The organism is Polaromonas eurypsychrophila (genome assembly GCF_014641715.1).
GTDB classification, from domain to species: Bacteria; Pseudomonadota; Gammaproteobacteria; order Burkholderiales; family Burkholderiaceae_C; genus Polaromonas; species Polaromonas eurypsychrophila.
This window is the reverse complement of sequence record NZ_BMIG01000021.1, coordinates 1-24,931: the sequence shown is the minus strand read 5'-3', so window position 1 is coordinate 24,931 and position 24,931 is coordinate 1. Positions and strand designations below refer to the sequence as shown.

At 60.6% G+C, this 24,931-nt stretch carries 22 protein-coding genes and 1 tRNA gene; 12 read left to right on the top strand and 11 right to left on the bottom strand.

Going from position 1 to position 24,931, the window contains the following annotated elements; all coding sequences use genetic code 11:
- Window positions 1–127: 127 nt before the first annotated feature.
- Genes IEX16_RS19210 through IEX16_RS19195 form a run of 4 tightly spaced genes read right to left on the bottom strand, consistent with a single transcriptional unit; the run spans window position 128 to window position 5,663 of the window.
- Entirely contained in the window at window positions 128–1,765 is a 1,638-nt protein-coding gene (locus IEX16_RS19210; protein WP_373288379.1) for an ABC transporter ATP-binding protein, read from the bottom strand.
- Complete coding sequence (locus IEX16_RS19205) at window positions 1,762–2,805, bottom strand: ABC transporter permease (RefSeq protein WP_188710172.1); 1,044 nt, start codon at window positions 2,803–2,805, stop codon at window positions 1,762–1,764. Before IEX16_RS19205 ends, IEX16_RS19210 begins: the two co-directional genes overlap by 4 nt.
- A complete protein-coding gene (locus IEX16_RS19200; protein ID WP_188710171.1) occupies window positions 2,798–3,811 on the bottom strand; it encodes a microcin C ABC transporter permease YejB in 1,014 nt (337 codons plus the stop codon). Before IEX16_RS19200 ends, IEX16_RS19205 begins: the two co-directional genes overlap by 8 nt.
- Window positions 3,812–3,827: 16 nt before the next feature.
- Window positions 3,828–5,663 (bottom strand): extracellular solute-binding protein, encoded by a 1,836-nt coding sequence (locus IEX16_RS19195; protein ID WP_188710170.1) that lies wholly within the window; start codon window positions 5,661–5,663, stop codon window positions 3,828–3,830.
- A 92-nt stretch (window positions 5,664–5,755) separates the two neighbouring features.
- Between IEX16_RS19195 and fabI the strand changes: the two genes are divergently transcribed.
- Window positions 5,756–6,556 carry an enoyl-ACP reductase FabI gene (fabI, locus tag IEX16_RS19190; protein WP_188710169.1) on the top strand — a complete coding sequence of 267 codons (801 nt, stop codon included), beginning with the start codon at window positions 5,756–5,758 and terminating at the stop codon, window positions 6,554–6,556.
- A 229-nt stretch (window positions 6,557–6,785) separates the two neighbouring features.
- Here fabI and IEX16_RS19185 read toward each other — a convergent pair whose 3' ends face one another.
- Both IEX16_RS19185 and IEX16_RS19180 read right to left on the bottom strand, forming a co-directional pair.
- Window positions 6,786–7,553, bottom strand: coding sequence for a GNAT family N-acetyltransferase (locus tag IEX16_RS19185; protein WP_188710168.1), 768 nt, complete (start codon window positions 7,551–7,553; stop codon window positions 6,786–6,788).
- Window positions 7,550–9,826, bottom strand: coding sequence for an arginine/lysine/ornithine decarboxylase (locus tag IEX16_RS19180; RefSeq protein WP_188710167.1), 2,277 nt, complete (start codon window positions 9,824–9,826; stop codon window positions 7,550–7,552). The genes IEX16_RS19185 and IEX16_RS19180 overlap by 4 nt, the downstream gene beginning before the upstream one ends.
- 165 nt (window positions 9,827–9,991) lie before the next feature.
- Here IEX16_RS19180 and IEX16_RS19175 point away from each other — a divergent pair, with 165 nt between their 5' ends.
- The 5 genes from IEX16_RS19175 to IEX16_RS19155 all read left to right on the top strand — a co-directional run bounded on the left by IEX16_RS19175 (window position 9,992) and on the right by IEX16_RS19155 (window position 12,637).
- Window positions 9,992–10,420, top strand: coding sequence for an NfeD family protein (locus IEX16_RS19175; RefSeq protein ID WP_188710166.1), 429 nt, complete (start codon window positions 9,992–9,994; stop codon window positions 10,418–10,420).
- 69 nt (window positions 10,421–10,489) lie between these two features.
- On the top strand, window positions 10,490–11,404 hold the full coding sequence (locus IEX16_RS19170; RefSeq protein ID WP_188710200.1) for an SPFH domain-containing protein: 915 nt from the start codon (window positions 10,490–10,492) through the stop codon (window positions 11,402–11,404).
- A gap of 18 nt (window positions 11,405–11,422) precedes the next feature.
- On the top strand, window positions 11,423–11,815 hold the full coding sequence (locus IEX16_RS19165) for a DUF2237 family protein (RefSeq protein ID WP_188710165.1): 393 nt from the start codon (window positions 11,423–11,425) through the stop codon (window positions 11,813–11,815).
- A gap of 47 nt (window positions 11,816–11,862) precedes the next feature.
- A tRNA-Ser gene (locus IEX16_RS19160) sits at window positions 11,863–11,952 on the top strand.
- A 172-nt stretch (window positions 11,953–12,124) separates the two neighbouring features.
- On the top strand, window positions 12,125–12,637 hold the full coding sequence (locus IEX16_RS19155) for a GAF domain-containing protein (RefSeq protein ID WP_188710164.1): 513 nt from the start codon (window positions 12,125–12,127) through the stop codon (window positions 12,635–12,637).
- Between the two features lie 64 nt (window positions 12,638–12,701).
- On the opposite strand, the gene IEX16_RS19150 is transcribed toward IEX16_RS19155, so the two are convergent.
- The gene (locus tag IEX16_RS19150) at window positions 12,702–13,784 is read right to left on the bottom strand and encodes a LysR family transcriptional regulator (protein ID WP_229676449.1); all 1,083 of its coding nucleotides are present in this window, start codon (window positions 13,782–13,784) and stop codon (window positions 12,702–12,704) included.
- Here IEX16_RS19150 and IEX16_RS19145 point away from each other — a divergent pair.
- Window positions 13,716–15,629 carry an FAD-binding monooxygenase gene (locus IEX16_RS19145; RefSeq protein ID WP_188710163.1) on the top strand — a complete coding sequence of 638 codons (1,914 nt, stop codon included), beginning with the start codon at window positions 13,716–13,718 and terminating at the stop codon, window positions 15,627–15,629. The two genes, IEX16_RS19150 and IEX16_RS19145, sit on opposite strands and share 69 nt — an antisense overlap.
- Before the next feature lie 69 nt (window positions 15,630–15,698).
- Here the strand turns inward: IEX16_RS19145 and IEX16_RS19140 are convergent, their stop codons facing one another.
- The 4 genes from IEX16_RS19140 to IEX16_RS19125 form a co-directional block, all read right to left on the bottom strand.
- Complete coding sequence (locus IEX16_RS19140) at window positions 15,699–16,895, bottom strand: branched-chain amino acid ABC transporter substrate-binding protein (protein ID WP_188710162.1); 1,197 nt, start codon at window positions 16,893–16,895, stop codon at window positions 15,699–15,701.
- A 360-nt stretch (window positions 16,896–17,255) separates the two neighbouring features.
- A complete protein-coding gene (locus IEX16_RS19135; RefSeq protein ID WP_188710161.1) occupies window positions 17,256–17,582 on the bottom strand; it encodes a hypothetical protein in 327 nt (108 codons plus the stop codon).
- Entirely contained in the window at window positions 17,579–18,013 is a 435-nt protein-coding gene (locus IEX16_RS19130) for a DNA polymerase III subunit chi (RefSeq protein ID WP_188710160.1), read from the bottom strand. Before IEX16_RS19130 ends, IEX16_RS19135 begins: the two co-directional genes overlap by 4 nt.
- Window positions 18,010–19,497 carry a leucyl aminopeptidase gene (locus tag IEX16_RS19125; RefSeq protein WP_188710159.1) on the bottom strand — a complete coding sequence of 496 codons (1,488 nt, stop codon included), beginning with the start codon at window positions 19,495–19,497 and terminating at the stop codon, window positions 18,010–18,012. The genes IEX16_RS19130 and IEX16_RS19125 overlap by 4 nt, the downstream gene beginning before the upstream one ends.
- A 73-nt stretch (window positions 19,498–19,570) precedes the next feature.
- On the opposite strand from IEX16_RS19125, the gene lptF reads away from it, so the two are divergent.
- The 5 genes from lptF to IEX16_RS19100 all read left to right on the top strand — a co-directional run bounded on the left by lptF (window position 19,571) and on the right by IEX16_RS19100 (window position 24,450).
- Complete coding sequence (gene lptF / locus IEX16_RS19120; RefSeq protein WP_188710158.1) at window positions 19,571–20,701, top strand: LPS export ABC transporter permease LptF; 1,131 nt, start codon at window positions 19,571–19,573, stop codon at window positions 20,699–20,701.
- On the top strand, window positions 20,698–21,852 hold the full coding sequence (lptG, locus tag IEX16_RS19115; RefSeq protein ID WP_188710157.1) for an LPS export ABC transporter permease LptG: 1,155 nt from the start codon (window positions 20,698–20,700) through the stop codon (window positions 21,850–21,852). The genes lptF and lptG overlap by 4 nt, the downstream gene beginning before the upstream one ends.
- A complete protein-coding gene (locus IEX16_RS19110) occupies window positions 21,849–22,214 on the top strand; it encodes a sirohydrochlorin chelatase (protein ID WP_188710156.1) in 366 nt (121 codons plus the stop codon). Before lptG ends, IEX16_RS19110 begins: the two co-directional genes overlap by 4 nt.
- Before the next feature lie 104 nt (window positions 22,215–22,318).
- Window positions 22,319–23,263 (top strand): CysB family HTH-type transcriptional regulator, encoded by a 945-nt coding sequence (locus tag IEX16_RS19105; protein ID WP_188710155.1) that lies wholly within the window; start codon window positions 22,319–22,321, stop codon window positions 23,261–23,263.
- A 5-nt stretch (window positions 23,264–23,268) separates the two neighbouring features.
- Entirely contained in the window at window positions 23,269–24,450 is a 1,182-nt protein-coding gene (locus IEX16_RS19100) for a pyridoxal phosphate-dependent aminotransferase (protein WP_188710154.1), read from the top strand.
- Window positions 24,451–24,931: the final 481 nt, after the last annotated feature.

The following is a 24,931-nucleotide window of genomic DNA, read 5'->3' as shown; positions in this document are numbered from 1 at the left end:
AACCCGCGCAAGCAGTTTGCATGCCCGCAGTCGCTTGCGGCAGCACTGATGCGCCCTGGAAGGGCCAATTGATGAATTTGGCTTAAGCCGCCTGAATCTGGAAATTTGCTGAAACTGACAAGAGAACTCAAACCGCTTCGACAAGAATGCGCGTGTAGGGGTGTTGCGGCGCATCCAGCACTTGATCCACGGTCCCGCTTTCCAGCACCTCACCGTCCTTCATCACCATCACGTCGTGCGCCATGGCGCGGATCACATCCACATCGTGGGTGATCAGCAAATAGCTCAAGCCGCGTTCACGCTGCAGCTTTTGGAGCAGTTGCAGCACCTGCTTCTGAATCGTTACGTCGAGCGCGCTGGTTGGCTCATCGAGCACCAGCAACTGCGGTTGGACAATCAGCGCGCGGGCAATTGCCAGCCGCTGGCGTTGCCCGCCTGAAAACTCATGCGGATAACGCTGAAGCAGGCCAGGGAACTGAATTTCGCCCATGCCGACATCGGCGAGCGCGGCAATCACCTGCTCGCGACGTGCGGCGGGTGGCAGGTCGGGCGCATGGACCAGCAGGCCTTCACCGACAATCTCCTCGACCGTCATGCGTGGTGACAGTGAAGAAAACGGGTCCTGGAACACCACCTGGACCCGCCGGCGCATCGCCTTGTTGCCCGCCGCACCGTCGCCCCAGCGCTGTCCCATGACTTCGAGCTTGCCGGTGTGCGGCATCAGCCCCAGTGCGGCCAGCGCCAGCGTGGACTTGCCGGAGCCGGATTCACCGATCACGCCCAGGGTGCGGCCGGGCGCGACATCGAAGTCGGCGCCCTTCACCGCCACAAACTCGCCTTTGCGAAACCAGCCGTGCACGCCGGGAATCGGCACGGCATAAGCCGCGCGCAGGCCGCTGGCACGCATCACCGGCGGCGCGCCGGCTGGCCCAGTCTGCTCGACAACATCACGCGCTGGCCGGCTGTTGATCAACTTGCGGGTGTAGGCGTGTTGCGGATCGGCGAATACGCGCGCTACCGCGCCCTCTTCCACCAGATGACCGTCTTCCATCACCGCCACCCGGTCGGCAAATTTGCGCACCAGGTTCAGGTCATGTGTGATCATCAAAACCGCCATGCCGGTCTGCCGCTGCAGGTCCGACAGCAGGTCCAGGATCTGGATGCGCAGGGTGACATCAAGCGCTGTCGTCGGTTCGTCGGCCAGCAGCAGGCGGGGCCGACAGGCCAGCGCCATCGCAATCATGGCGCGCTGGCGTTGCCCGCCCGACAACTGGTGCGGAAAGGACTGCGCCCGGCGCGCCGGTTCGGGGATACCGGTGGCAGCCAGCGCCTCGATGGCGGCGTCCCAGGCCTGGCGCTTGCTCAGGGCCTGCTTGAGTTCCAGCACTTCGGCGATCTGGTCGCCCACCGAGAACAGCGGATTGAGCGCGGTCATCGGCTCCTGAAAAATCATCGCAACTTCTTCACCGCGGATGCCGCGCAATGCACGCTCTTTAATTGATAGCAGGTCACGCACGGCTGACATGGGCTGAGGGCCAAAAAGGTTTGCAACACCGCTGGTCTCGGCGTTTTGCGCCAAACGCAGCAGACTGAGCGCGGTAACGGTTTTGCCGGAGCCCGATTCACCGACCAGCGCCAGTTTTTCGCCCGGTGCGATGCTGAAGTTGACGCCGTGGACAACTTCCTTGCCGGCGAAGGAGACCCGAAGGTCCTTGACCTCCAGCAAATGCGGTGACATGGCCATGCCAGGCTGCGGACTCGTCATTTGTCAGCCTTGCGTGGATCGAGCGCATCGCGCAAGGCGTCGCCCATGAAGGTCAGCAGCAACAAGGTCATCACCAGCACCGCAAAGGTGGACAGCGAAATCCACCAGGCGTCGATGTTGGCCTTGCCCTGGCTCAGCAACTCGCCCAGCGAGGGCGTTCCCGGCGGCACCCCCAACCCGAGAAAGTCCAGCGAGGTCAGCGCCAGAATGGCGGCACTCATGCGAAACGGCAAAAAAGTCACCACCGGCGTCATGCTGTTGGGCAGGATATGCCGCCACATGATGCGGCCATTGCCCACCCCGAGCGCCCGCGCGGCCCGCACATAGTCCATCTGCCGATTGCGCAGGAACTCGGCGCGCACATAGTCCGACAGGCCCATCCAGCCGAACAGGCTCAGCAAAATCAGCAGCAGCGCGACGCTGGGGGTGAAGATGGCGCTGAAGATGATCAGCAGGTAGAGCTCGGGCATGGCGCTCCAGATCTCGATGAATCGCTGGAAGGCCAAGTCGGTCTTGCCGCCGAAAAACCCCTGGATCGCCCCGGTCGCGATGCCCAGCACCACGCCCAGCATGGTCAGCGCCAGCGCGAACAGCACGCTAACCCGGAAGCCGTAGATCAGCTGGGCCAGCAGGTCGCGCCCGCGGTCGTCGGTGCCGAACAGGTTGTCGCGGGATGGCGCCGACGGGTTGGGCAGTTTCGCGAAGTAATTGAGGGTCTTGGGTCCGTAGGGATTGGGCGCATAAACCGCCCAGTTGCCGTCCTGGGTGATGCGCTCGCGGATGAAAGGGTCGAGGTAGTCCGCCGGTGTTTCGAAGTCACCGCCAAAGGTCTTTTCCGCATGGTCGCGCAACACCGGAAAGTAGGTCTGGCCTTCATAACGCACCACCAGCGGTTTGTCGGTCGAGAGTACCTCAGCGAACAGGCTCAGAACCACCAGCACGGTGAAGACGACAAAGCTCCAGAAACCCAGCGGGTTGCGCCGGAACCGGCCCCAGGCCCGCCGGGAAGGACTGAGGGAAACAGGCGCTGCGCTAGTCAAATTTCACCCTTGGGTCGACCCAGACATAACAGAGGTCGCTGACGAGCTTGGTCAGCAGCCCGATCAGCGTGAACAGGTAAAGCGTGCCCATCACCACCGGGTAATCGCGGCGGATTACGCTTTCGTAGCTCAGCAGGCCGAGGCCGTCGAGCGAGAACAGCGTCTCGATCAGCAGCGAACCCGTGAAAAAGGCACCGATGAATGCAGCCGGAAAGCCGGTGATGATTGGGATCAGCGCATTGCGGAACATGTGTTTCCAGAGCACCTGACGGTCGGATAGACCCTTGGCACGGGCCGTCAACACGTACTGCTTGCGGATTTCCTCGAGGAAGGCATTTTTGGTCAGCATCGCGGTCACCGCAAAACTACCGAGGACCATGGCTGTCACCGGCAACGTGATGTGCCACAGGTAGTCGGTCGCCTTGGCGCCCCAGCTCAGCGCCTCCCAGTTGGTCGAGGTCAGCCCGCGCAGCGGAAACCACTGCAATTGCCCGCCGAAAATCACCAGCAGCGCCACGCCCAGCACAAAGCCCGGAATCGCATAACCGACCAGCACAAACAGGGTTGTAATGAAGTCGAAACGCGAGCCCGCCCGAACAGCCTTGGCCACGCCCAGCGGGACCGCGATCAGGTAGCTGATGAAGAAGGTCCACAGGCCAAGGCTGATCGAGACCGGCAGCTTCTCCTTGATGAGCGCCCAGACGTCCTTGCTCTGGAAGAAGCTCTTACCCAAGTCAAAGCGCGCGAACTGGGTGAGCATTTGCCAGAAGCGCTCGGGCGCCGGCTTGTCGAAGCCGTAAAGTGCCTTGATCTCCGCCACCTGCTTCGGATCCAGCGTACGCCCGGTCGGGCCGCCGGAGACGCGGCTTTCACGGTCGGTCAGTTGCGACAACAGTTGCTCAGCGGGTCCGCCTGGCACGAACTGCACCACGACGAAGTTGAGGATCAGCACGCCCAGCAAGGTGGGAATGATGAGGAGAAGGCGTCGAAGGATGTAGGCGGCCATGGGATCGGTACGGGGGCTATTTCTTTTCCGAGGGGTCGATCCACCACATCGTCAGCAGGGCCGAGCCGGCCAGCAGACGCTGCGGGAGCGGCGCGACCGGATGACGCAGGTATTGCTTGTGGGCAATGAAATACTGCTTGCCGTAGTACATGGGGGTCACGTAATGCTGATGCAGCAAGTAACGATCAAGTATCCGCGCTGCCGCGGCAAGTGACTTGCGATCGGGACTGTCGACGATGATCTCGAGGATCTCGTCAATTACCGGGTCGCTGATACCGCTCAGGTTCTGGCTGCCCTTCTCGGCGGCGGACTTGGAGCCGAAGTCGTCGAACAGTTCGTTGCCCGGGCTCGAGGAGCCACCCTGGAGGCTGATGGCCATATCGAAATCGAATTCATCGAGTTTCTTCTTGATCAGGCTGGCATCGCGCAGCCGGTACTGCAGCGAAATGCCCAGCTTGCCGAGGTTGCGCGCATAGGGCGCGAGCACGGTCTCGGAACTGCGGTCGGCAATGTCAAGGTTGATCACCAGCGGCGTGCCGGCACTGTCACGCAACGCACCGTCGCGGTAGACCCAGCCGGCTTCGCGCAACAGCGCCTGGGCGCGCACCAGATTGCGACGCAGCCCATCGGCGGTGTCGCCGGTCGAGGCGGGGCGCGGCAATTGGCCTTTCACATTGTCGAGAAAGCGCTGCTTGTTCTTGAGGCCGTCGATCAGCATCTGCTCTTGCTGGCTGACCTCGGCCCGCGCCATCAGGTCGTCACTATTCTGGAAATAGCTCTGGGTGCGGCCCCGGCGACCGTAGAAGAGGTGCGCGTTGAGCCAGTCGAAGTCGAAGGCCAGCGCGAGCGCCTGCCGCACGCGGGCATCGGTGAAACGAGCCTGGCGCAGGTTCACCGCCAGACCCTGCATGCCTGTGGGACGCCGGTGAGATATCTCTTCCTTCACGAGCTCGCCCGAATCGAAGCGTCGGCCCTTGTAGCGGCGTACCCAGGCAAGGATGGAGCTCTCTTCCAGCGCATCGAGCATGCCGGCCTTGAGCGACTCCTCTTCGCCCAACTTGTCCTTGAAGTACTGGTAGTTAACGGTGCCGTAATTGAACATGCCCTTGCGCACTGGGAGATCGGCCGCCCAATAGTCGGCGCGCCGGCGGTAGGTGATCGATTTGCCGAAATCGACCTTGTCGATGACGTAGGGACCGCTGGCGATCGGCGGCTCGGTCACCACCTGATCGAAAGGCTTGCCCTTGCCCCAGGCGCGCGAGAACACCGGCAACTGGCCGATGATCATGTGCAGCTCGGAGTTTCGGCGCTTGAAATCGAAGCGGATGGCGCGATCGTCGACCACCACCGCGTCCTTGATGTCCACCCAGTACGAGCGGAAAGTTGGCCCCGCCTGCTTGCTCATCAAGGTGTCGAAGGAGTGCTTCACGTCCTGTGCCAGCACCGGGCTGCCGTCGGAAAAGCGGGCCTTGGGATTGAGCGTGAAAGTGATGCTCAAACGGTCGGGCGCGAGCGCTGCGTCCTGGGCCAGCAGGCCGTAGTTCGAGAAGGGCTCATCCTCGCTCGGCGTCATCAGCGAGTCGAAGACCAGGCCGTACTCGGAGAACACGAAGCCGTTGGCGCTGTAGCCCATGCCCACCGCCGGCCGGCCGCGCAACGTGAACGGGTTAAGTTTGTCGAAGCTGCCACTGGCCGAGAGGGTCAGGTCACCGCCCTTGGGGGCGTCGGGATTCACGTAGTCGAAATGCGTGAACGATGCCGGGTACTTGGGCTGATAACCCATGCCCAGACCATGCGCCGCCCACGAAGGCAGCGCCAAGAAAGCCAATATCAGAAGCAGCCAGACTCGCATGCGACAATTCTGCACTACTTAAGGCGCTCATCTGCGTTTCCCCCGGGGACACGCTGGGGTATGCCGGTTCACTCGCACAACTGGAGCAGAAGATGGGTTTTCTTAACGGCAAAAAATTGTTGATCACGGGCGTGTTGTCGAACCGCTCGATCGCCTACGGCATCGCCAAGGCCTGCCATGGGCAGGGCGCGGAACTGGCTTTCAGCTACGTCGGTGAGCGTTTCAAGGACCGCATCACCGAGTTCGCGGCGGACTTCAACTCGACGCTGATTTTTGATTGCGACGTCGGCAGCGACGAGCAGATCGCCAACATGTTTGCCGACCTGTCGAAGACCTGGCCGGCATTTGACGGCTTTGTGCACAGCATTGGTTTTGCGCCGCGCGAGGCGATTGCCGGCGACTTCCTGGACGGCCTGAGCCGCGAGAGTTTTCGCATTGCGCACGACATAAGCGCCTACAGCTTCCCGGCCATGGCCAAGGCCGCCCTGCCCCTGCTCAACCCCAAATCAGCGCTGCTGACCTTGAGCTATCTGGGTGCGCTGCGTGTGCTGCCCAACTACAACACCATGGGCCTGGCGAAAGCCTCGCTGGAGGCCAGCGTGCGTTACCTGGCCGAGTCACTGGGCAGCAAGGGCACCGGCATGCGCGTCAACGGCATCAGCGCCGGCCCGATCAAGACGCTGGCTGCCAGCGGCATCAAAGACTTCGGCAAGATGCTGAAGGCCACGGCAGCAGCCCCGATTCGCCGCAACGTGACGATTGAAGATGTCGGCAACGTCGCCGCCTTTTTGCTCAGCGATCTGGCGAGCGGCGTCAGCGCCGAGATCACCTATGTGGACGGCGGTTTCAGCCAGGTGGTGGGCGGTATTGGCGATCCGGCTGAGGCCGGCTGAGCACCTTGCCAGCCTAGCGCGGCACCTGATTTGCTATCGAATAAATAGCTACTCGCGCTCGTCTGGTGGGAGCTAGAGGCCAAAAAGACTTAAGAAGCAGGGGCTCTGGAACGCTGCGTGGCTGACAGACCGTCGCTCAAGCCGCAGCTTATGCATGAAATCGGCCTTCAGCCCATGATCCACGGGCGTGAGAAGCTCCTGAAATCATAGCAATTTCGGCTTGTCGGGATCAATCCCGACGCCAGTATTCGTAAGTCCAGGCGGATGCAAACCCCGCCCGCCGGTACAGCGATTGCGCCGCCGTGTTGCCCGCTTCCACCTGCAAAAAGCAGCGTTCCAAGCCGCGCGTCGTGGCCGCATCGGCCAGCGCGGCGAGGATGCGTCCGGCCATGCCGCGGCCGCGCCAAGCGGGGGCGGTGCGCATGCCGTGCACGCTGACCCAGCCATGGGAAAAAGCCGCTGCGCCCGCCGCCACGGTATGGCCGCCTTCGCGCACGCTGGCATAGAGTGATCCCGGCGCGCGGCTCAGCCCCGCAACACGGCTGGCTCCGTCCACCGGATCAACACCCTCCCCCAGGAACAAGGCCACCCAGGCTGCATCCGGTGTGCCGGCGATGTCTGCCGGTGGGGCGATGCAAAGCGCGCGCATGGCGCTCACGCCGCCCAGTTGCACCCGCGTGGGACTTTGGGCGCTGTAGCTTCGCAGCCGCAGTTCGCGGCGCATACCTTCAAAGCAAACCAGCGTCGGCAAGCGAAAGAGCGGGGCCAGACCATGCGCAGCGTATCGCGCCTCGATCTTGCCGACCACGGCCTCATCACAGGCCGCGTGTTGCAGGGGGACAGCGCTTTTGGCGCGGTTCACGCTGCCGCGATCGAAAGCCAGCAGCCAGCCGTCCAGCTCTTCTACCGACTCGGGCGACACGGCCGAGGCGGTAGCCCGCTCTATGCCCTCGACATCATGAGCAGGCGCGGCCAGCGGACTGCCGGACGTGTTCACTCTTTCACACAGTCGGCGTAATAATGTCTTTTGCCGCTTTCGTCTTCCATCTCAACCAAGCCGTGGATATCGGTCTCAAAGCCAGGGCATTGCGCATTGAACTCGCGCGAGAACTTCAGGTAGTCGACGATCTTCTTGTTGAAGACCTCGCCGGGAATCAGGAGCGGGATGCCGGGCGGGTATGGCGTGACCAGGCCCACTGTGATGCGGCCTTCGAGCTTGTCGATCTCGACGCGCTCGGTCTTGTGCAACGCAATGTGTGCGTAGGCGTCGCTGGGCTTCATGGCAGGCGTCAGGTCGCTCAGGTACATGTCGGTGGTCAGGCGTGCAATGTCGTATTTGGCGTACAGGTTATGGATGTGGTGACACAGGTCGGCCAGGCCCATCTTCTCGTAGCGCGGAAACTTCTGGCAGAACTCGGGCAGGATGCGCCACATTGGCTGGTTCTTGGCGTAGTCGTCCTTGAACTGCTGCAACGCGGTCAGCATGCTGTTCCAGCGGCCCTTGGTGATGCCGATGGTGAACATGATGAAAAAGCTGTAGAGCCCGGTTTTCTCCACCACCACGCCGTGTTCGGCCAGAAACTTGGTCACGATGCTGGCCGGGATGCCGGTCTTGGAAAACTTGCCGTTGAGGTCCATGCCGGGCGTGACGATGGTCGACTTGATCGGGTCCAGCATGTTGAAGCCAGTCGCCATCTTGCCGAAGCCGTGCCAGTTGACGCCGGCTTTTGCGTTCTTGGACTCGCCCTTGATGATCCAGTCTTCCGAGCGGCCAATGCCCTCATCAACCAGCTTGTCGGGTCCCCAGACCTTGAACCACCAGTCGTCGCCGTACTCGTCGTCCACTTTACGCATGGCACGGCGGAAGTCCAGCGCCTCGGCAATACTTTCTTCGACCAGCGCGGTGCCGCCGGGTGGCTCCATCATTGCGGCAGCTACATCGCAGCTGGCAATGATGCTGTACTGCGGGCTGGTGCTAGTGTGCATCAGGTAAGCCTCATTGAAGAGGTGCCTGTCGAGCTTGACGGTCTGCGAGTCCTGCACCAGCACCTGACTGGCCTGGCTGATGCCGGCCAGCAGCTTGTGGATGGACTGGGTGGAATACACCATGGCCTGCTTGGGCCGGACGCGTTTTTTTCCCATCGCATGGTAGCTGCCGTAAAACGGGTGAAAGGCCGCGTGCGGCAGCCAGGCTTCGTCGAAATGCAGATTCTCGACATAACCATCGAGCATGCCCTTGATGGTTTCGGTGTTGTAAAGAACACCGTCGTAGGTGGATTGCGTGATGGTCAGCACGCGTGGCTTGACCTTCTTTGCATCTACGCCCTTGAGCAAAGGGTTGGCCTTGATCTTCGCCTGGATAGAAGCCTGCTCAAACTCTTCTTTCGGGATCGGGCCGATGATGCCGAAATGGTTGCGCGTCGGCTTCAGGAACACCGGGATGGAGCCGGTCATGATGATGGCATGCAGGATGGACTTGTGGCAGTTGCGGTCCACCACCACCACATCTCCCGGGGCCACCGTGTGGTGCCAGACCATCTTGTTGGAGGTCGAGGTGCCATTGGTGACAAAAAAGCAGTGATCGGCATTGAATATACGCGCCGCATTACGCTCGGAGGCACCCACCGGACCATCGTGGTCCAGCAACTGGCCGAGTTCTTCCACCGCGTTGCAGACGTCGGCGCGCAACATGTTTTCGCCAAAAAACTGGTGAAACATCTGCCCGACCGGGCTTTTCAGGAAAGCCACGCCGCCGGAGTGTCCCGGGCAATGCCAGGAGTAGGAGCCGTCCTCGGCGTAGTCCAGCAAAGCCTTGAAAAACGGCGGCTGCACGCCTTCGAGGTAACTTTTGGCTTCGCGGATGATGTGGCGCGCTACAAACTCCGGCGTGTCCTCGAACATGTGGATGAAGCCGTGCAGCTCACGCAGGATGTCGTTCGGGATATGGCGCGAGGTTTTGGTCTCGCCATAGACGTAAATCGGCACGTCCAGGTTCTTGCGCCGCACTTCCTCGATGAAGTGGCGCAGGTTCAGCACGGCCGGATCGAGATCCGGGCCCGGTGTGAACTCTTCGTCGTCAATCGACAAAATGAAAGCGCTGGCACGACTTTGCTGCTGCGCAAACTGCGACAGGTCGCCATAGCTGGTGACACCCAGCACCTCGAAGCCTTCGGTCTCTATGGCCTGGGCCAGCGCACGGATGCCCAGGCCGGAGGTATTTTCAGAGCGGAAGTCTTCGTCGATGATGACGATGGGAAAACGGAATTTCATCAAAAGGCCTTTGCCGGAAACTGCCAAAAAAAGCGAATCAGGGCCGAAGTGTAAGGATATTTGATGAAGGTCGAACCGCGTCGGCCTTTCATGCGCCCCGGTTAAGCTTGCTGGCTGGCCTTTGTGGCCCAAAATGTGGCTTTTAAGAAACGGGAGGAAGTGGACATGGCTGAATCAACCATTTGGTGGCTTCTGGCAGGTGGTGCAGTGGCACTGGAACTGATGACCGGCACCTTTTACCTGCTGATGCTGGCTGTTGGTCTGGCCGCAGCGGCGCTGGCGGCCCACTTCGGTCTGGCGCTTACCGCGCAAATTCTGGTGGCGGCCTTGGTGGGCGGAGGCGCGGTGGTGCTGTGGCACTGGAAGCGCAGCAAAGACCCTAAACCCGCCGAAGCCCAAGCCAATGCGGATGTGCAGATGGACATCGGCGAAACCGTCCATGTGGCGCAGTGGAATGCAGATGCCACCGCCAGCGTGAAATATCGCGGTTCCCAGTGGACCGTCGTGATCGCTGATACCGACGCTGCGCCCCAGCCAGGCCTGTTCAGGGTCAAGGAGCTCCAGGGCAACCGGCTCGTGGTCCATAAACTGTGAGACAGTGCACGGTGTCCGGCAGCAGCGCGGGCCGCTTCTTTTTTTGAACTATCGGAGAACCCCATGAAAATGGAAATTGCGCTTGTTATTCTCGTGATTGCGGTCATTTTTATCATCCGCAGCATGAAAGTGGTGCCCCAGCAGAACGCCTGGGTCGTCGAGCGCCTGGGCAAGTACCACGGCAGCCTGACCCCCGGCCTGAATTTCCTGATCCCCTTCATAGACCGCGTTGCCTACAAACACTCGCTGAAGGAAATTCCGCTCGACGTGCCCAGCCAGGTCTGTATCACCCGTGACAATACCCAGCTGCAGGTAGACGGCATCCTTTACTTCCAGGTCACCGACCCGATGCGCGCCAGCTACGGCTCGTCCAACTACATCGTCGCCGTCACGCAACTGGCGCAAACCTCACTGCGCAGCGTGATCGGCAAGCTCGAACTCGACAAGACCTTTGAAGAACGCGACATCATCAACGCCCAGGTGGTGGCCGCGATTGACGAGGCCGCGCTGAACTGGGGCGTCAAGGTGCTGCGTTATGAAATCAAGGATCTGACACCGCCCAAGGAAATCCTGCATGCGATGCAGTCACAAATCACCGCCGAGCGCGAGAAACGCGCGCTGATTGCCGCTTCGGAAGGCCGGCGCCAGGAACAGATCAACATCGCCACTGGTGAACGCGAGGCTTTCATCGCCCGGTCTGAAGGCGAAAAGCTCGCGGCCATCAACAATGCGCAAGGCGAGGCGTCGGCCATCACTGCCGTGGCCGAAGCCAATGCGCGCGCCATCGAGGTGGTTGCCGCCGCCATCCGCCAGCCTGGCGGTGAAATGGCTGTGCAGCTCAAGGTTGCCGAAAAAGCCGTCGAGGCCTATTCACGCGTTGCCGCCGACTCCACCACCACGCTGATCGTGCCCAGCAACATGACCGAAGTCTCGGCCCTGGTTGCTTCGGCGATGAAGATGGTGCAGTCCACCAGCAAACCCTGAACAGGCCTCAGGCAACCCATGAGCGACACGAGTGGCATCAGCGCCAGGAATGTGCTGGGCACCGAGCTGGTCCCCTGCTCCTATGACCCGTTGACGGGCTACTTTAGGGATGGTTGTTGCAACACCGATGCGTCCGATCTCGGCTCACACCTCATTTGCGTACGCGTGTCAGCGAATTTTCTGGCGTTTTCCACCGAGCGCGGCAACGACCTGTCGACCCCTCGCCCTGAATACCGGTTTGCCGGCCTCAAGCCAGGCGACCGCTGGTGCCTGTGCGCCAACCGCTGGCGCGAAGCGCTGGAAGCCGGCGCAGCGCCGCCTGTGGTTCTGGAGTCCACCCACATCAACGCGCTGAAGATTGTGAGCCTGGCGCAGCTGGAAAAACACCGTTTTCACAACGTTGCCCATTGAGCCGGCCTTAACCAGGCCGTCGGCACTGCTACAATCTGAGGCTTCGCGGAAGGGTGGATGAGCGGTTTAAGTCACACGCCTGGAAAGCGTGCGTGGGGTTATACCCACCGCGGGTTCGAATCCCGCCTCTTCCGCCAAAAGTCTCTGTTGCCGTGAGTTTCCAACACGGTGGTAAAAACTCCTGAAAACCCAGCCTGCCTGGGTTTTTTTGTGCCTGAATGGGCCGTGTCTTACAAAAGTACGCGGCTTTAAACGCCTTTTCTCATTTATCAGCCCTATAGACTGCAGCAACCATAAGGGGGAAGCGCCATGACCGAAAGAGATGAAGGGGAGAAGCTGCGGCAAGACGCGCTAGACCGCCTGCACGTTGTCGACACCCCTGAAGAGCAGGCCTATGACGACATCACCCGGCTGGCCGCCGATATGTGCGGGACACCCATCGCCCTGATTTCCCTCAGTGACAATAACCGTCAATGGTTCAAGTCGCGGATCGGCCTGCAGATCAAGGAAATGCCGCGCGAAAACAGTTTCTGCTCTCATGCGCTTTTGTCGCCTCAGGACTTGATGATCATCAAGGACACCGCCCAGGACGAGCGCTTTGTCAGCCATCCGCTGGTGACCGGAGAGCCCAACATCAGGTTTTATGCCGGCGCGCCACTTTTGACCCGCGACGGCCATGCCGTCGGGGCCATTTGCGTGATTGACATGATGCCCAGGGAACTGAGCACGAAGCAGCTTGAAGAACTGCAGTTCCTGGCCCAGCAGGTCGTGGTGATGCTTGAAAGCAGGGTTACTTCAGTCGAAGTGCTCGCGCCGGATTGAACCCCTCCCTGTTAATACTGTCCTGAAAGCCCCAACCAATGAGGCTTTCTTGTTTGGTGTCAGATTACAGCACCGTGGGCGAGCGCACAAACAGTTTCGCCATCGTTTGGCGCAACCAGATGTTGCCCCCATCGGCCATAAAGCGTTCATGCCAATGCTGTTTGACTTTGTAGTGGGGCAGCAAAGCAGGTGGCTCCAGGACCTGAACATGCTCCTGCGCTGCCAACGCCATACCGAACAATCGGGGCACGACAACCAGAAAATCGGTCTGCGCCACGATGCGCGCAACGCCCAGAAAGCTGGGCACACGCAGTACAACACGGCGCGCTATTTTTTTCCTGGCCAGCACCTTGTCAACAATGGTATGGCCGGTACCCGAGGTGGAAACCAGGATGTGGCCTTCGCCGGAAAAAAGACGGGGGCTGAGCCGGCCCTGTATTCTGGGATGGTTTTTTGCTGCCAGACAGACAAAGTCCTGTTCAAAGAGCGACTGTTGATAAAACCCCGCCTCCAGATTCGGTAGAAAGCCCACCGCCAAATCAACCTCGCCGGACGTGAGTCTCGCCCGGCTTTCTGCCGAAATGGTCTCCGCCTTGACCACCAGTCCAGGCGCAGTATTTTGCAGGTAGTTGATCAACTTCGGCAGGATGATGATCTCGCTGATATCGGTCATGCAGATACGAAATTCACGCACTGCATTCGCAGGAGAAAACACCGCTGGCTTGCCGCGCGCTGCATCAATTCGCGCCAGCGCTTCAAGCAGCTCGGGATAGATGTGTTTTGACCTCGGCGTGGGGATCATGCCTTCGGCTGTGCGGACGAACAGGCGGTCATCAAAATGTTGCCGCAGCTTGTTCAAGGCAATGCTCGCGCTCGCCTGCTCCATGCCAAGACGGGATGCCGCCCGGGTCACGCTTTTCGTTTTGTAGATTTGAACGAAAACTTCGAGCCAATCAACGCTGAGTTTTGCCATTCCCGCAGTATATAAAAACAATATAGTGCCTATTGCGGCAAGCCTGTTGATGCAATACTCAGGCACCGCCATAGTTGACCGCAACCCCCAACACAACGGCTCAACATGCAATTCCACCTGAACGGCTTCAGTACAGGCGATCCCGGCCTTCTGGACGCGGTAGTTTCCGCCCAAGAACCAGGGGCCGCACTACCGGGCGAAGCCGACGTCCTGATTGTTGGTTGTGGCCCCGCCGGACTCACACTTGCAGCCCAAATGGCGGCCTTCCCAAATATTCGTACGGTGATCGTCGAACAAAAAGCCGGCCCTTTGCAACTGGGTCAGGCCGATGGTGTCGCATGCCGCACGATGGAAATGTTTGAAGCTTTCGGGTTCGCGCACCGCATCCTGAATGAAGCTTACTGGGTGAATGAGACAAGCTTCTGGAGGCCGGATAACGCGCATGGCGCAGACGGGAGCGGGATTGTGCGCAGTGGACGTGTGCCCGACGTGGAAGAAGGCCTCTCGCACATGCCCCATGTGATCCTGAACCAGGCGCGAGTTCACGATTTCTATCTTGAGAAGATGGAAAAGTCGGCCACACGTCTTGCTCCTCACTATGGCCGCCGGCTCACCAGGCTTGAACGCGCGTCTGATGAATCAATGACACATCCTGTCACGGTGCAGTTCGAGCGCCAGGAGGCTGGTCACGCAGGTGAGATGGAAACCATCCGCGCCCGTTATGTGGTGGGTTGTGATGGTGCGCGCAGCGCGGTGCGCCAATCCATGGGCCTTGCACTCAAGGGCGACTCCGCCAACCACGCCTGGGGCGTCATGGATGTGCTGCTTGTCACGGACTTTCCCGATATCCGCTTGAAAGCGGTGATCCAGTCCGCCAACGAGGGCAGCGCGGTGCTGATACCGCGCGAGGGGGGCTATATGGTGCGCATCTATGTGGAGATGGACAAATTAACCGAGAACGAGCGCGTCGCCGGACGCAACATCACCATTGAGCAACTGATAGCCGCTGCGCAGCGAATCTTTCATCCCTACACCCTGGACGTCAAGGAAGTGGCCTGGTGGTCGGTGTACGAAATTGGCCAGCGCCTCTGCGACCGCTTTGATGATGTCAAGCCGGACAAAAGCCAGTTTCACTCGCCACGCGTCTTCATTGCAGGAGACGCTTGCCACACGCACAGCCCCAAGGCGGGTCAGGGCATGAATGTCTCGATGCAGGATGCGTTCAACCTGGGCTGGAAGCTGGCTGCCGTGCTGCGGGGAAGCAGCCCGACAAGTCTCCTGCACACCTACACTATCGAACGGCACGCGGTCGCCAAGGAACTGATTGACTTTGATCGCGAATGGGCCGCCATGCTCAGTACAAGCACCAACCCTGCCGAAGTGCAACAGTACTTTGTGCAGCATGGTCGTTACACGGCGGGGACGGCCACGCAATACAAACCTGCCCTGCTCACGGGTTCATCCACGCACCAGCACCTGGCCCAAGGGCTGGTCATCGGTACGCGTTTTCACTCGGCACCCGTTGTTCGCCTGGGCGATGGCAAGCTGATGCAGCTTGGCGGGGCCATTGAAGCGGACGGCCGCTGGCGTTTGATTGCGTTTGCCGGCCGAGGCGACACAGCCACACCTGACTCGCCTGCGGGCAAGCTGTGCACCTACCTCACCGAATCTGTGCATTCTCCCCTCAAGCTCTTTACGCCAGCAGGTGCGGATGTTGATGCAGTGATTGACGTGCGGGCTGTGTTTCAGCCAAACCATCACACACTTGTCATCGCGTCCATGCCCGGACTGCTGCTTCCGCAAAAGGGCCGGTACGGCCTGCGCGACTATGAAAAAGCGTTTTGTGCGTTGGGCGAGGACAACAATGACATCTACGCCATGCGCGGTATCAACCGCCAGACCGGATGCCTGGTTGTCGTGCGACCCGATCAGTACGTCGCTCACGTCTTGCCAATAAGTGACACGGATGCGCTGGCAAATTTCTTTGCCAGCTTCATGCGCAAGCCCACCCGTGAATAATTTCGTCGAAACCTTGCGCGAAAAAAAGCCACCTTGCGGTGGCTTTTTTTTTGCTGAGGCTACGGAAATTTATTCCAGAGCGGTTTTCTTGCCTTCCTTGTAGTTGTACAAGGTGATGGCCGGGTTCTTCAACTCGCCATTGGGCTGGAACTCGATGGTGGTGGTCACGCCCTTAAAGCTGGTCTTGATCAGCTCGGGGGTGTAGACCTTCGGGTCAATGGAGTTGGCGCGTTTCATCGCGTCAACCAGCACGAAGGTTGCGTCGTAAGTGTACGGGCTGTAGACCTGGAACTGGTTCGGGTACTTCGTGTCGTAGCGCTTTTTCCACTCGGCGCCGCCTGGCATTTTGGCCAGCGATGCGCCGCCTTCGGCGCAGATCACGTTGTCGAGGGTTTTGGCGCCAGCAGCCAGCTTGGCAATCTCGGAGGTGCAGATGCCGTCGCCGCCGAAGTACTTGACCTTGCTCATGCCGAGCTGCTCCATCTGGCGCAACATCGGGCCGGCTTGCGGGTCCATGCCGCCGTAGAACACGGCGTCAGGGCCCTTGGCCTTGATGGCGGTCAGGATCGCCATGAAGTCGGTGGCCTTGTCGGTGGTGAACTGCTCGTCCACCACGATCATGCCTTTTTCCTTGGCGGTTTTCTTGAAAATGTCAGCGACGCCCTGGCCGTAAGCGGAACGGTCGTCGATGATGGCGACTTTTTTCAGCTTCAGGGTATCGGCAGCGTAAAACGCCAAGCCAGCGCCCAGTGCCAGATCATTGGCAATGATGCGGTAAGTGGTCTTGTAGCCGGGCTTGGTCAGGTCAGGGTTGGTGGCCGCACCGGTGACGTGGGGGATGCCGCAGTCGTTGTAGACCTTGGATGCGGGAATGGTGGTGCCTGAATTAAGGTGGCCAACCACGCCGGCGACCTTGGAGTCGCACAGTTTCTGTGCGGCTGCGGTGCCCTGTTTTGGATCAGCAGCATCATCTTCGGCAACGATTTCAAATGTGGCTTTTTTGCCGCCGATCATGACGCCCTGTTTGTTGAGGTCTTCAATGGCCATGCGCACGCCATTTTCATTGTCCTTGCCGTAGTGGGCTTGCGCGCCTGAAACGGGGGCAACGTGGCCGATCTTGACGACGAGCGTATCACCGGCGGGGGCAGCAGGAGCCGCAACGACGGGCGCAGCAGGTGCGGTGGCAGCGGGTGCGGCTTCCTCTTTTTTGCCGCAGGCAACTACCAACGTGGCGGCCAAAGCGACCGCAGTCCATTTCATTTGCATAAATACTCCAATTAGGAAATTATCGTTAAAGGTTGAGGACAGTTTTTTTTGCTCAACGGCACCGAACATATCGCAATTTTCACGCCTGCACCATAGCTAGCTGCCCTAGGGTCCCTTTCTATGCGTCGCGCCCGACGCTTTTCGGCTCAAAAACGGCAACCCTGTCGTACAAGTGGTTACGTTGGCCGAAGGTCGCGTGGCTTTGAGCCTGGCAGGCCGTCGGCTGGCAAGCGCCAGCTCCCAAGGCATTTGTCGACCGGCTGCTTACCGAGCATTTCGATCGCATGCGCAGCAACTGCCCGGGGTAAGGTCCACCCTCCAGATCACCCGGTGCATCATCTGAGCCGCTGAGGCACGGCTTTATTGCCGTTCGGACCACTGGCTGGCCAATTCCTGCTCAAAAGCCTGGTTGACCGACTGGCGCACAACGATCTCTATCTCATCGCGCAGGCTCGGGGCCAGCGCCTGGGTATGTTCCAGCACCAGCCGCCCCACGGTCTCGCGCAGCAGCCGGTCCAGCGTCAGGTCAACGCGTTGCATCACACGATGAACCATCTGCTCCTGAAGATTCTTCATGTCAGGCGCACGGGTGACCGAGCTATCCGCAGCGGGGGCTTCAGGCCGTGCCGGCTGAACAATTTCTGTCAGCGTGGGCACAAATCGCTGTGGCGGAGGGGAGCGGTTCATGGCCTGGCCTCCTGGGCGAGATCATGGCGCTTCATGGCGTAGCCGCGGTCGGAATAATGCTTCCAGCGAGTGCGCGCCGCTGCCCGGTCGTCATCGGCCAGCGTGACCAGTTCAATGAAGCGTTCGAAGCGTTCAAACCCGGCAGGCACCTCCTGCCCCAGATTCACCAGCACCTCATGATGGGGACAGGCATCCAGTGCGCCGGCCAGCAGAACTGGCGTGGCGGCCACTGTTTCCGCCGGTGCACCCAACTGGCAATGCGGCACGAATTCCAGCGCGGAAAAAGTCCAGAGCAACTGGTCCAGCCGGCGCAATGTGTCCGCTTCGCCCGTCACCACCACACGCGCCCCGCTGCCCCAGGCTTTGCGCAGCAGGCGGCAGCTGTACTGCAGCTTGTCCGGCACGTTGAAATGGAAGGCGACTTCGGTCATGCGCGTGAACTGACCCGCTTTTTGGGCACTGGCCTGGCCGGCTGTACCTGGCCGAGCAGGAAATCCACCAGCAGCGGCACTGGCCGACCGGTCGAACCTTTGGCGGCACCGCTTTTCCAGGCTGTGCCGGCAATGTCCAGGTGCGCCCACGGAAATTTACCGGCAAAACGCTGGAGAAACTTCGCCGCCGTGATGGCGCCGCCGGCGCGGCCGGCCACGTTGGCCACATCGGCAAAATGCGTCTTCAGGCCATCGGCATACTCGTCGTCCAGCGGCATGCGCCAGCACAGGTCCATCGAGCTGTCACCGGCTGCAGCCAGCGACTGGGCCAGCGCGTCGTCGCTGGAAAACAAGCCGCTGCGCACGCCGCCCAGCGCGATCACGCAGGCGCCGGTCAGTGTGGCAATGTCGACTACCGCGCGCGGCTTGAAACGCTCGGCGTAGGTCAGGGCGTCGCACAGCACGAGCCGGCCTTCGGCGTCGGTGTTGAGGATCTCAATGGTTTGCCCGCTCATGCTGGTGACCACGTCGCCAGGCTTAATGGCCCGGCCGTCTGGCATGTTCTCGCAGGCCGGGATCAGGCCGATGACATTGAGCGCCGGTTGCAACTCGGCCAGCGCCCGGAAGGTTCCGAGCACACTGGCGGCCCCACCCATGTCGTACTTCATCTCGTCCATTTCGGCGGCCGGCTTGATGGAAATGCCGCCGGTATCAAAAGTGATGCCCTTGCCGATCAGCACCACCGGCGCCTCGGTTTTTGTGCCGCCGTCGTAACGCAGCACGATGAAACGCAGCGGTTCTTCTGAACCCCGGGCAACGGCCATGAACGAGCCCATGCCGAGTTTGGACACTTCCCTGGGCCCGAGCACCTCGACCTTGATGCCCGGCAGCTTGCCAAGCTCTTTGGCAGCTTGTCCGAGCAAGGTCGGCGTGGCATGGTTGGCAGGACGGTTCGCCCACTCACGGGTCAGTGCCAGGCCTTTGGACAAGCCCACGCCCTTGTCAAAACCGGCGCGGCTTGAAGCCAGGGCGGACACCACCAGCACCACCCGTTGCAGCTTTTGTTCCACCGGCTTCGATTTGGTGGTGCTGTAAACATAACAGGCATCGGCGCAGGCCAGCACTGCTGCTCGAACGGATTCATGGTCAGCCTTGGGCAAGCCCACCAGGCTCAACAGCACACGTCGGACATTGGTGCTTTTCAGTGCGGCCATCGCCGCATGAACGGCTGTCCGTATGCTTTTGGTGCTGCCATCGCCTGCTCCGGCCAGCAGCACCCGGGTGGCACTGATGTCCTGCGGGCGGTAGGCACTGAGCAGCTTGCCGGCCTTGCTCTCGAAGTCCCCGGACTTGATCGCCCCTGCCGCCAGGGTGGTCACAGCGTCGCTCCCGGAAGCGGCGGCCTCGCCGACTAGCACGATCAGCGCGTCACATTTTTCAGCGCAAATGCGCGCAGGGGTCAGGGTTTTGAGTTCAAAGTCCATAATTGGGGGTTGGGCGCAGCAAGCGCCGTCAGCAAGCGTTGGTTGTCAGGTAAAAAAGGCACAGTTTCAGGCAATGTTATTCCAATCTTCGATCCGCAAAGAGTTGGCACGCAGTTTCGGGGCGACCCTTGTGGTTTTGATGACCATTGTGATCACCATCATCTTGATCCGGACGCTGGGTCAGGCTTCACGCGGCAGTGTCAATCCGCAGGACGTGATGATGGTCATGGGTTACACGGCGCTCGGCCGCCTGCCCATCATCCTGACGCTGTCCCTGTTTGTCGCCATGGTCAGCACCCTGTCGCGGATGTACCGCGACAGTGAAATGGTGGTCTGGTTCGTCAGCGGCCGCGGCCTGGGCTTTTTCCTGGTACCGCTGTTCCGGTTTGCCTGGCCCGTGCTGCTCGTGATCACGGTGATGTCGGTATTTGTCTGGCCCTGGTCCAACCAGCAGGCCCAGGAGATGAAAGACCGCTATGAGCAGCGCGGCGACCTGGAGCGCGTCTCGCCCGGCCAGTTCCAGGAGTCGTCCAGCGGCAACCGGGTTTTCTTCATCGACCGCGACACCTCAGAGGGCAAGACCAGCAACAACGTGTTTATTGCGTCGACAGAAAAAGGCAAAAACTCGGTCACCACGGCGCGCGCCGGTCGCATTCAAACCATAGGCAACTCCCAGTTTTTGCTGCTCGACAATGGCCAGCGGCTGGAGAGCACGATAGGCAAGTCGGCCCTGAAAATCACCGAATTCGAGGAATACGGCAGCAAGGCCGGTGACAGCGCGTTGACCAATGGCGCCAACGTGCCCGAGAAATCCAAGTCCACCCGGGAACTGTTGCGCACACCCACCCGTGGCAACCAGGGAGAACTGGCCTGGCGGCTGGGCATGGCGGTGGCGGCCATCAATTTTGTCGTCATTGCCTTGGCGCTGGCCAGCGTCAATCCGCGCGCGGGACGCAGCGGCAACCTGATCTTTGTGCTGTTCACTTTTGTGGTCTATCACAACCTGCTGAACCTGGGCCAAAGCTGGATCACCGTCGGCGTGGCCAGTTTCGGACCTTTCATCCTCGCCTTGCACGGCGGCGCCTTGCTGCTGGCACTGGCCTGGCTGTCCAAGCGCCACCTGAACTGGACGTTCAAGGGGGCCGCCAGCCGGCAACGCAAACGCCAGGCCAGCCGGCAGGAAAGCAAAAAGGGAACGGCGTGAAAACCATTCGCCGTCTGATTTATGGCGAGGTGCTAGGCTCCATCGCCTTTGTGGCCGCGGGATTTCTCGCGCTGTTCTTCTTTTTTGACCTTGTGGACGAATTGCAATACCTCGGCAAAAATGCCGCGGGGGCGATCAGCTCGGACGAGAACACCTACCAGATCCGGCATGCGCTGCTCTATGTCGCGCTGCTGATTCCCAGCCACCTGTACGAGCTGGTGCCGATCTCGGTGTTGATTGGCACCATCTTTGTGATGGCACGGCTGGCGCAAAGCTCGGAGTACACCATTTTGCGCACCAGCGGCCTGGAGCCCTGGCGTGCCCTGCGCCTGCTGCTGACACTGGGCGCGTTTTTCACCATCCTGTGTTTTTCCATTGGCGACTACCTGGCCCCTGCCGCCGACCGAAGCGCCCAATTGCTCAAGGCGCGTTACCAGGGCCGCATCACCATCGGCCAGACCGGCGCCTGGCTCAAGGAAAAGCAAGCCTACAACAGCTATGTGGTCAATGTCGGCGCGCTGTCGTCCAACAACGAAATGCAGGCCGTGCGCGTTTTCGAGTTCGACAACAAAGGGCTGCTGGTGTCCATCACCCAGTCACCGCTTGCCCGGTTTTCGGCTGATGGGTCGTGGCAATTCGAGGGCGGCAACCGCACCGACTTCACCGTGAAGGCAGGACAGGCCACGCCCACCGACACCGGCCGTGACTCCGCCCAGATCATCATCAAAAAGATCGAACGGTTTCGCTGGCCGACCGACATCAGCGCCGAAATGGTCTCGGTCGCCGTGCTCAAGCCCGAACGAATGAGCACGATTGACCTGTTCACCTACATCCGCCACCTGAACGCCAATGGTCAGACGGCCCAGCGTTACGAGATCGAGTTCTGGAAAAAAGTCTTCTACCCGCTCAGTTGCCTGGTAATGGTGGTGCTTGCCCTGCCCTTTGCCTACCTGCACTTTCGCAGCGGCGGCATCGCCGGTTATGTGTTCGGCGGCGTGATGATCGGCATCAGTTTCTTCCTGCTCAACAACGTGTTTGGCTACATCGGCAACCTGCAGAGCTGGCGGCCGTGGCTTGCGGCGGCCGCGCCGGGCTTGCTTTACATGGCGATCTCGCTTGGAGCCTTCGGCTGGCTGGTGCTGAGGCGATGATGGACAAACGCGGCATCATTTTGTTCGCGCACGGCTCGCGTGACCCACTGTGGCATGCGCCCATTGAAGCGGTGGCTGAAGTCATCCGGACTCGCGACAGCAAGCTGCTGGTCTGCTGTGCCTATCTGGAATTGAGCACCCCCGACCTGGCGCAGGCGGCTGCGGATCTAATCGCTGCTGGCGCCCGGCAGTTAAAGATTTTTCCGCTATTCCTGGGTGTCGGCAAACATGCGCGCGAGGATCTGCCGCGCCTGGTGGCACAGCTTCGCACCCAGTACCCTGCGCTGGTCGTGGAATTGATGCCGGCTGCCGGCGAGCACCCGCAATTGACCGAATTGATGGCCAGCATCGCCTTGTCATGATGGTCGAGACGCCGAACCTCAGGGCGGCTTGAATTTACCAATCCCCTCCGAGTTCTTTAGCCACGGACAGGCATAATAAAGTAAATAATTAGCCAAAATAACATATGAATCTGCACCAATTTCGCTTTGTCCAGGAAGCCGTCCGGCGCAACCTCAATCTCACTGAAACCGCGCGTTCCCTGCACACATCGCAGCCTGGAGTGTCCAAAGCCATCATCGAACTGGAAGAAGAGTTGGGCGTCGAGATTTTTGCGCGCCACGGCAAACGGCTCAAACGCGTGACCGAGCCGGGTGAACATGTCATCAAAAGCATTGAGGTGATCCTGCGCGAAGTCGGCAACCTGCGCCGCATCGGCGAGCAGTTCTCGGCGCAGGACAATGGCACCCTGTCGATTGCCACCACCCACACCCAGGCACGTTATGTGTTGCCGGTGCCTGTGGCGAAATTGCGCGAAGCCTTTCCCAAGGTCAACGTCAGCCTGCACCAGGGCTCGCCCGACCAAGTCGCGCGCATGTTGATCGACGAGGTGGCGGAAGTCGGCATTGCCACCGAATCGCTGGCGCAGTACCAAGAACTCGTCACCCTGCCCTGCTACGAATGGCAGCACATGCTGGTGATGCCGCTGGACCATCCGCTGGCCAGGCAGGAACACATCACGCTGGAAGACTTGGCCGAACAGCCGCTTATCACCTACCACCCTTCTTTCACCGGCCGCACCAAGGTGGACCAGGCTTTCGCGGCCAAGCGTTTGCAGCCACGCATTGCGCTCGAAGCGATTGACTCGGACGTGATAAAGACCTATGTGCGTCTGGGCCTGGGCATCGGCATCGTGGCCGAAATGGCGCTCAAGGACGACGGCACCAACAGCGATCTGCTGGCGCGACCGGCTGGCGCGCTGTTTGGCGTCAACGTCGCCCGCGTGGCCTTCAAACGCAGCGCTTACCTGCGCAACTTTGTCTACAAGTTTGTCGAGCTGCTGAGCGACAAGCTAGACCGCACCGAGATCACCCGCGCCATGAGCCGACGCCATAACGACATCGACCCCTGAAACCCATGAGCACCACAACTGCGAGCGAATACACCCCGGCCCTGCAAACCAAACTGCCGGCGGTTGGGACCACAATCTTTACCGTGATGTCGACCCTGGCGTCCGAAAAAGACGCCGTCAACCTGGGCCAGGGCTTCCCCGACTTTGACTGCGACCCCAAGCTGGTGGGCGCGGTCACCGACGCCATGACACGCGGCCTGAACCAGTACCCGCCCATGACCGGTGTACCGGTGCTGCGCGAGGCCGTTGCGGCCAAGCTGCAAAATCTGCACGGCCGCAGTTATGACGCCGGCAGCGAAATCACCATCACGGCAGGCGCCACCCAGGCCATCATCACCGCCATCCTGGCTGTGGTGCACCCCGGTGATGAAGTCATCGTGCTTGAGCCCTGTTACGACAGCTACATTCCCAACATCGAACTGGCTGGCGGCATCGCCGTGCGAGTACCGCTGGTGCCCGGCTCATTCCGGCCCGACTTTGACAAGATCGCCGCCGCCATTAACGGCAAGACACGCGCCATCCTCATCAACTCGCCGCACAACCCCAGCGCCACCGTCTGGAGCCGCGAGGACATGCTGCGCCTGCAGGAAATACTGGCGCCGACGGAGGTGTTGCTGATCAGCGACGAGGTGTATGAACACATGGTTTTCGACGCCGCGCAGGGCCGTGTGCATGAAAGCGCCGCGCGTTTCCCCGGCCTGGCGGCACGCGCCTTCATCGTCAGCAGCTTCGGCAAAACGTATCACGTCACCGGATGGAAGGTCGGTTATGTGGCAGCGCCCGCCGCGCTGACGGCCGAATTTCGCAAGGTGCACCAGTTCAACGTCTTCACCGTCAACACGCCGGTGCAGCACGGACTGGCCGCCTACATGGCAGACGCCAGCCCTTACCTGGACCTGCCAGTTTTTTACCAGCGAAAGCGCGACCTGTTCCGCGCCGGCCTCGCGAAAACCCGCTTCAAGCTGCTGCCCAGCGAGGGCAGCTACTTCCAGTGCGTGGACATCTCGGAGGTCAGCGACCTCGGTGAAGCCGACTTCTGCAAATGGCTGACTACCGAGATCGGCGTTGCCGCCATTCCGCTGTCGGCGTTTTACGGCAACGGTTTCGACCAGCGGGTGGTGCGTTTTTGTTTTTCGAAGAAGGATGAGACGCTGAACCTGGCGCTGGAGCGGCTGGCCAAGCTGTAATTTGCTCTTTAATTGATAGCTGCTGGCGCGCGTTAGATACGGGCTGAAGGCCGATTTCCTTCACAAGATGGGCTTAACGCCTTGCCTGCATCACGCTCTGCCTGCGGCCTGCTTGGGGCAGTAGGTGCAACTCCCCACTCCCACCCCTAGCCCCTCCCTCGCCCCGCTGGGCGATGGAGGGGGACTTCATTTGGCCGCGTGTGCTGCGCTCGCGTGCATGACTGACAGTCTCTGGGAAGTCCCGACGAAGACGCGCTTTGCGCGTCTTCGTCTCCGGAGTTTTGCATTCGGTATCTGGAATTGGTTTTCTCTACCCCACCCGTCGGGCTGGGCCGAGGAGCGCAGCCGAAAACGAATCAGGGCGAGCGATTGTCTGAGGCGCTAGCCGAGTTCGAGCGAGACCCCGTTTTTGGCGAGCACCGCAGGTTGCCTGCAGCGAAGCGAAGGGATCCGGACCATCGGGTCTTTCTTTTAGCGACGC

Excerpts from the sequence above, each read along its gene's own strand:
- IEX16_RS19195 (WP_188710170.1), bottom strand. The coding sequence starts at position 5,663 with ATGCGAGTCTGGCTGCTTCTGATATTGGCTTTCTTGGCGCTGCCTTCG.
- IEX16_RS19180 (WP_188710167.1), bottom strand. The coding sequence starts at position 9,826 with ATGAAATTCCGTTTTCCCATCGTCATCATCGACGAAGACTTCCGCTCT.
- IEX16_RS19170 (WP_188710200.1), top strand. The coding sequence starts at position 10,490 with ATGGAAATTGCGCTTGTTATTCTCGTGATTGCGGTCATTTTTATCATC.
- IEX16_RS19135 (WP_188710161.1), bottom strand. The coding sequence starts at position 17,582 with ATGAACCGCTCCCCTCCGCCACAGCGATTTGTGCCCACGCTGACAGAA.
- IEX16_RS19105 (WP_188710155.1), top strand. The coding sequence starts at position 22,319 with ATGAATCTGCACCAATTTCGCTTTGTCCAGGAAGCCGTCCGGCGCAAC.
- IEX16_RS19155 (WP_188710164.1), top strand. The coding sequence starts at position 12,125 with ATGACCGAAAGAGATGAAGGGGAGAAGCTGCGGCAAGACGCGCTAGAC.
- IEX16_RS19210 (WP_373288379.1), bottom strand. The coding sequence starts at position 1,765 with ATGACGAGTCCGCAGCCTGGCATGGCCATGTCACCGCATTTGCTGGAG.
- IEX16_RS19200 (WP_188710171.1), bottom strand. The coding sequence starts at position 3,811 with ATGGCCGCCTACATCCTTCGACGCCTTCTCCTCATCATTCCCACCTTG.
- IEX16_RS19145 (WP_188710163.1), top strand. The coding sequence starts at position 13,716 with ATGCAATTCCACCTGAACGGCTTCAGTACAGGCGATCCCGGCCTTCTG.
- IEX16_RS19110 (WP_188710156.1), top strand. The coding sequence starts at position 21,849 with ATGATGGACAAACGCGGCATCATTTTGTTCGCGCACGGCTCGCGTGAC.
- IEX16_RS19125 (WP_188710159.1), bottom strand. The coding sequence starts at position 19,497 with ATGGACTTTGAACTCAAAACCCTGACCCCTGCGCGCATTTGCGCTGAA.
- IEX16_RS19175 (WP_188710166.1), top strand. The coding sequence starts at position 9,992 with ATGGCTGAATCAACCATTTGGTGGCTTCTGGCAGGTGGTGCAGTGGCA.
- lptF (WP_188710158.1), top strand. The coding sequence starts at position 19,571 with ATGTTATTCCAATCTTCGATCCGCAAAGAGTTGGCACGCAGTTTCGGG.
- IEX16_RS19130 (WP_188710160.1), bottom strand. The coding sequence starts at position 18,013 with ATGACCGAAGTCGCCTTCCATTTCAACGTGCCGGACAAGCTGCAGTAC.
- fabI (WP_188710169.1), top strand. The coding sequence starts at position 5,756 with ATGGGTTTTCTTAACGGCAAAAAATTGTTGATCACGGGCGTGTTGTCG.
- IEX16_RS19100 (WP_188710154.1), top strand. The coding sequence starts at position 23,269 with ATGAGCACCACAACTGCGAGCGAATACACCCCGGCCCTGCAAACCAAA.
- IEX16_RS19165 (WP_188710165.1), top strand. The coding sequence starts at position 11,423 with ATGAGCGACACGAGTGGCATCAGCGCCAGGAATGTGCTGGGCACCGAG.
- IEX16_RS19140 (WP_188710162.1), bottom strand. The coding sequence starts at position 16,895 with ATGCAAATGAAATGGACTGCGGTCGCTTTGGCCGCCACGTTGGTAGTT.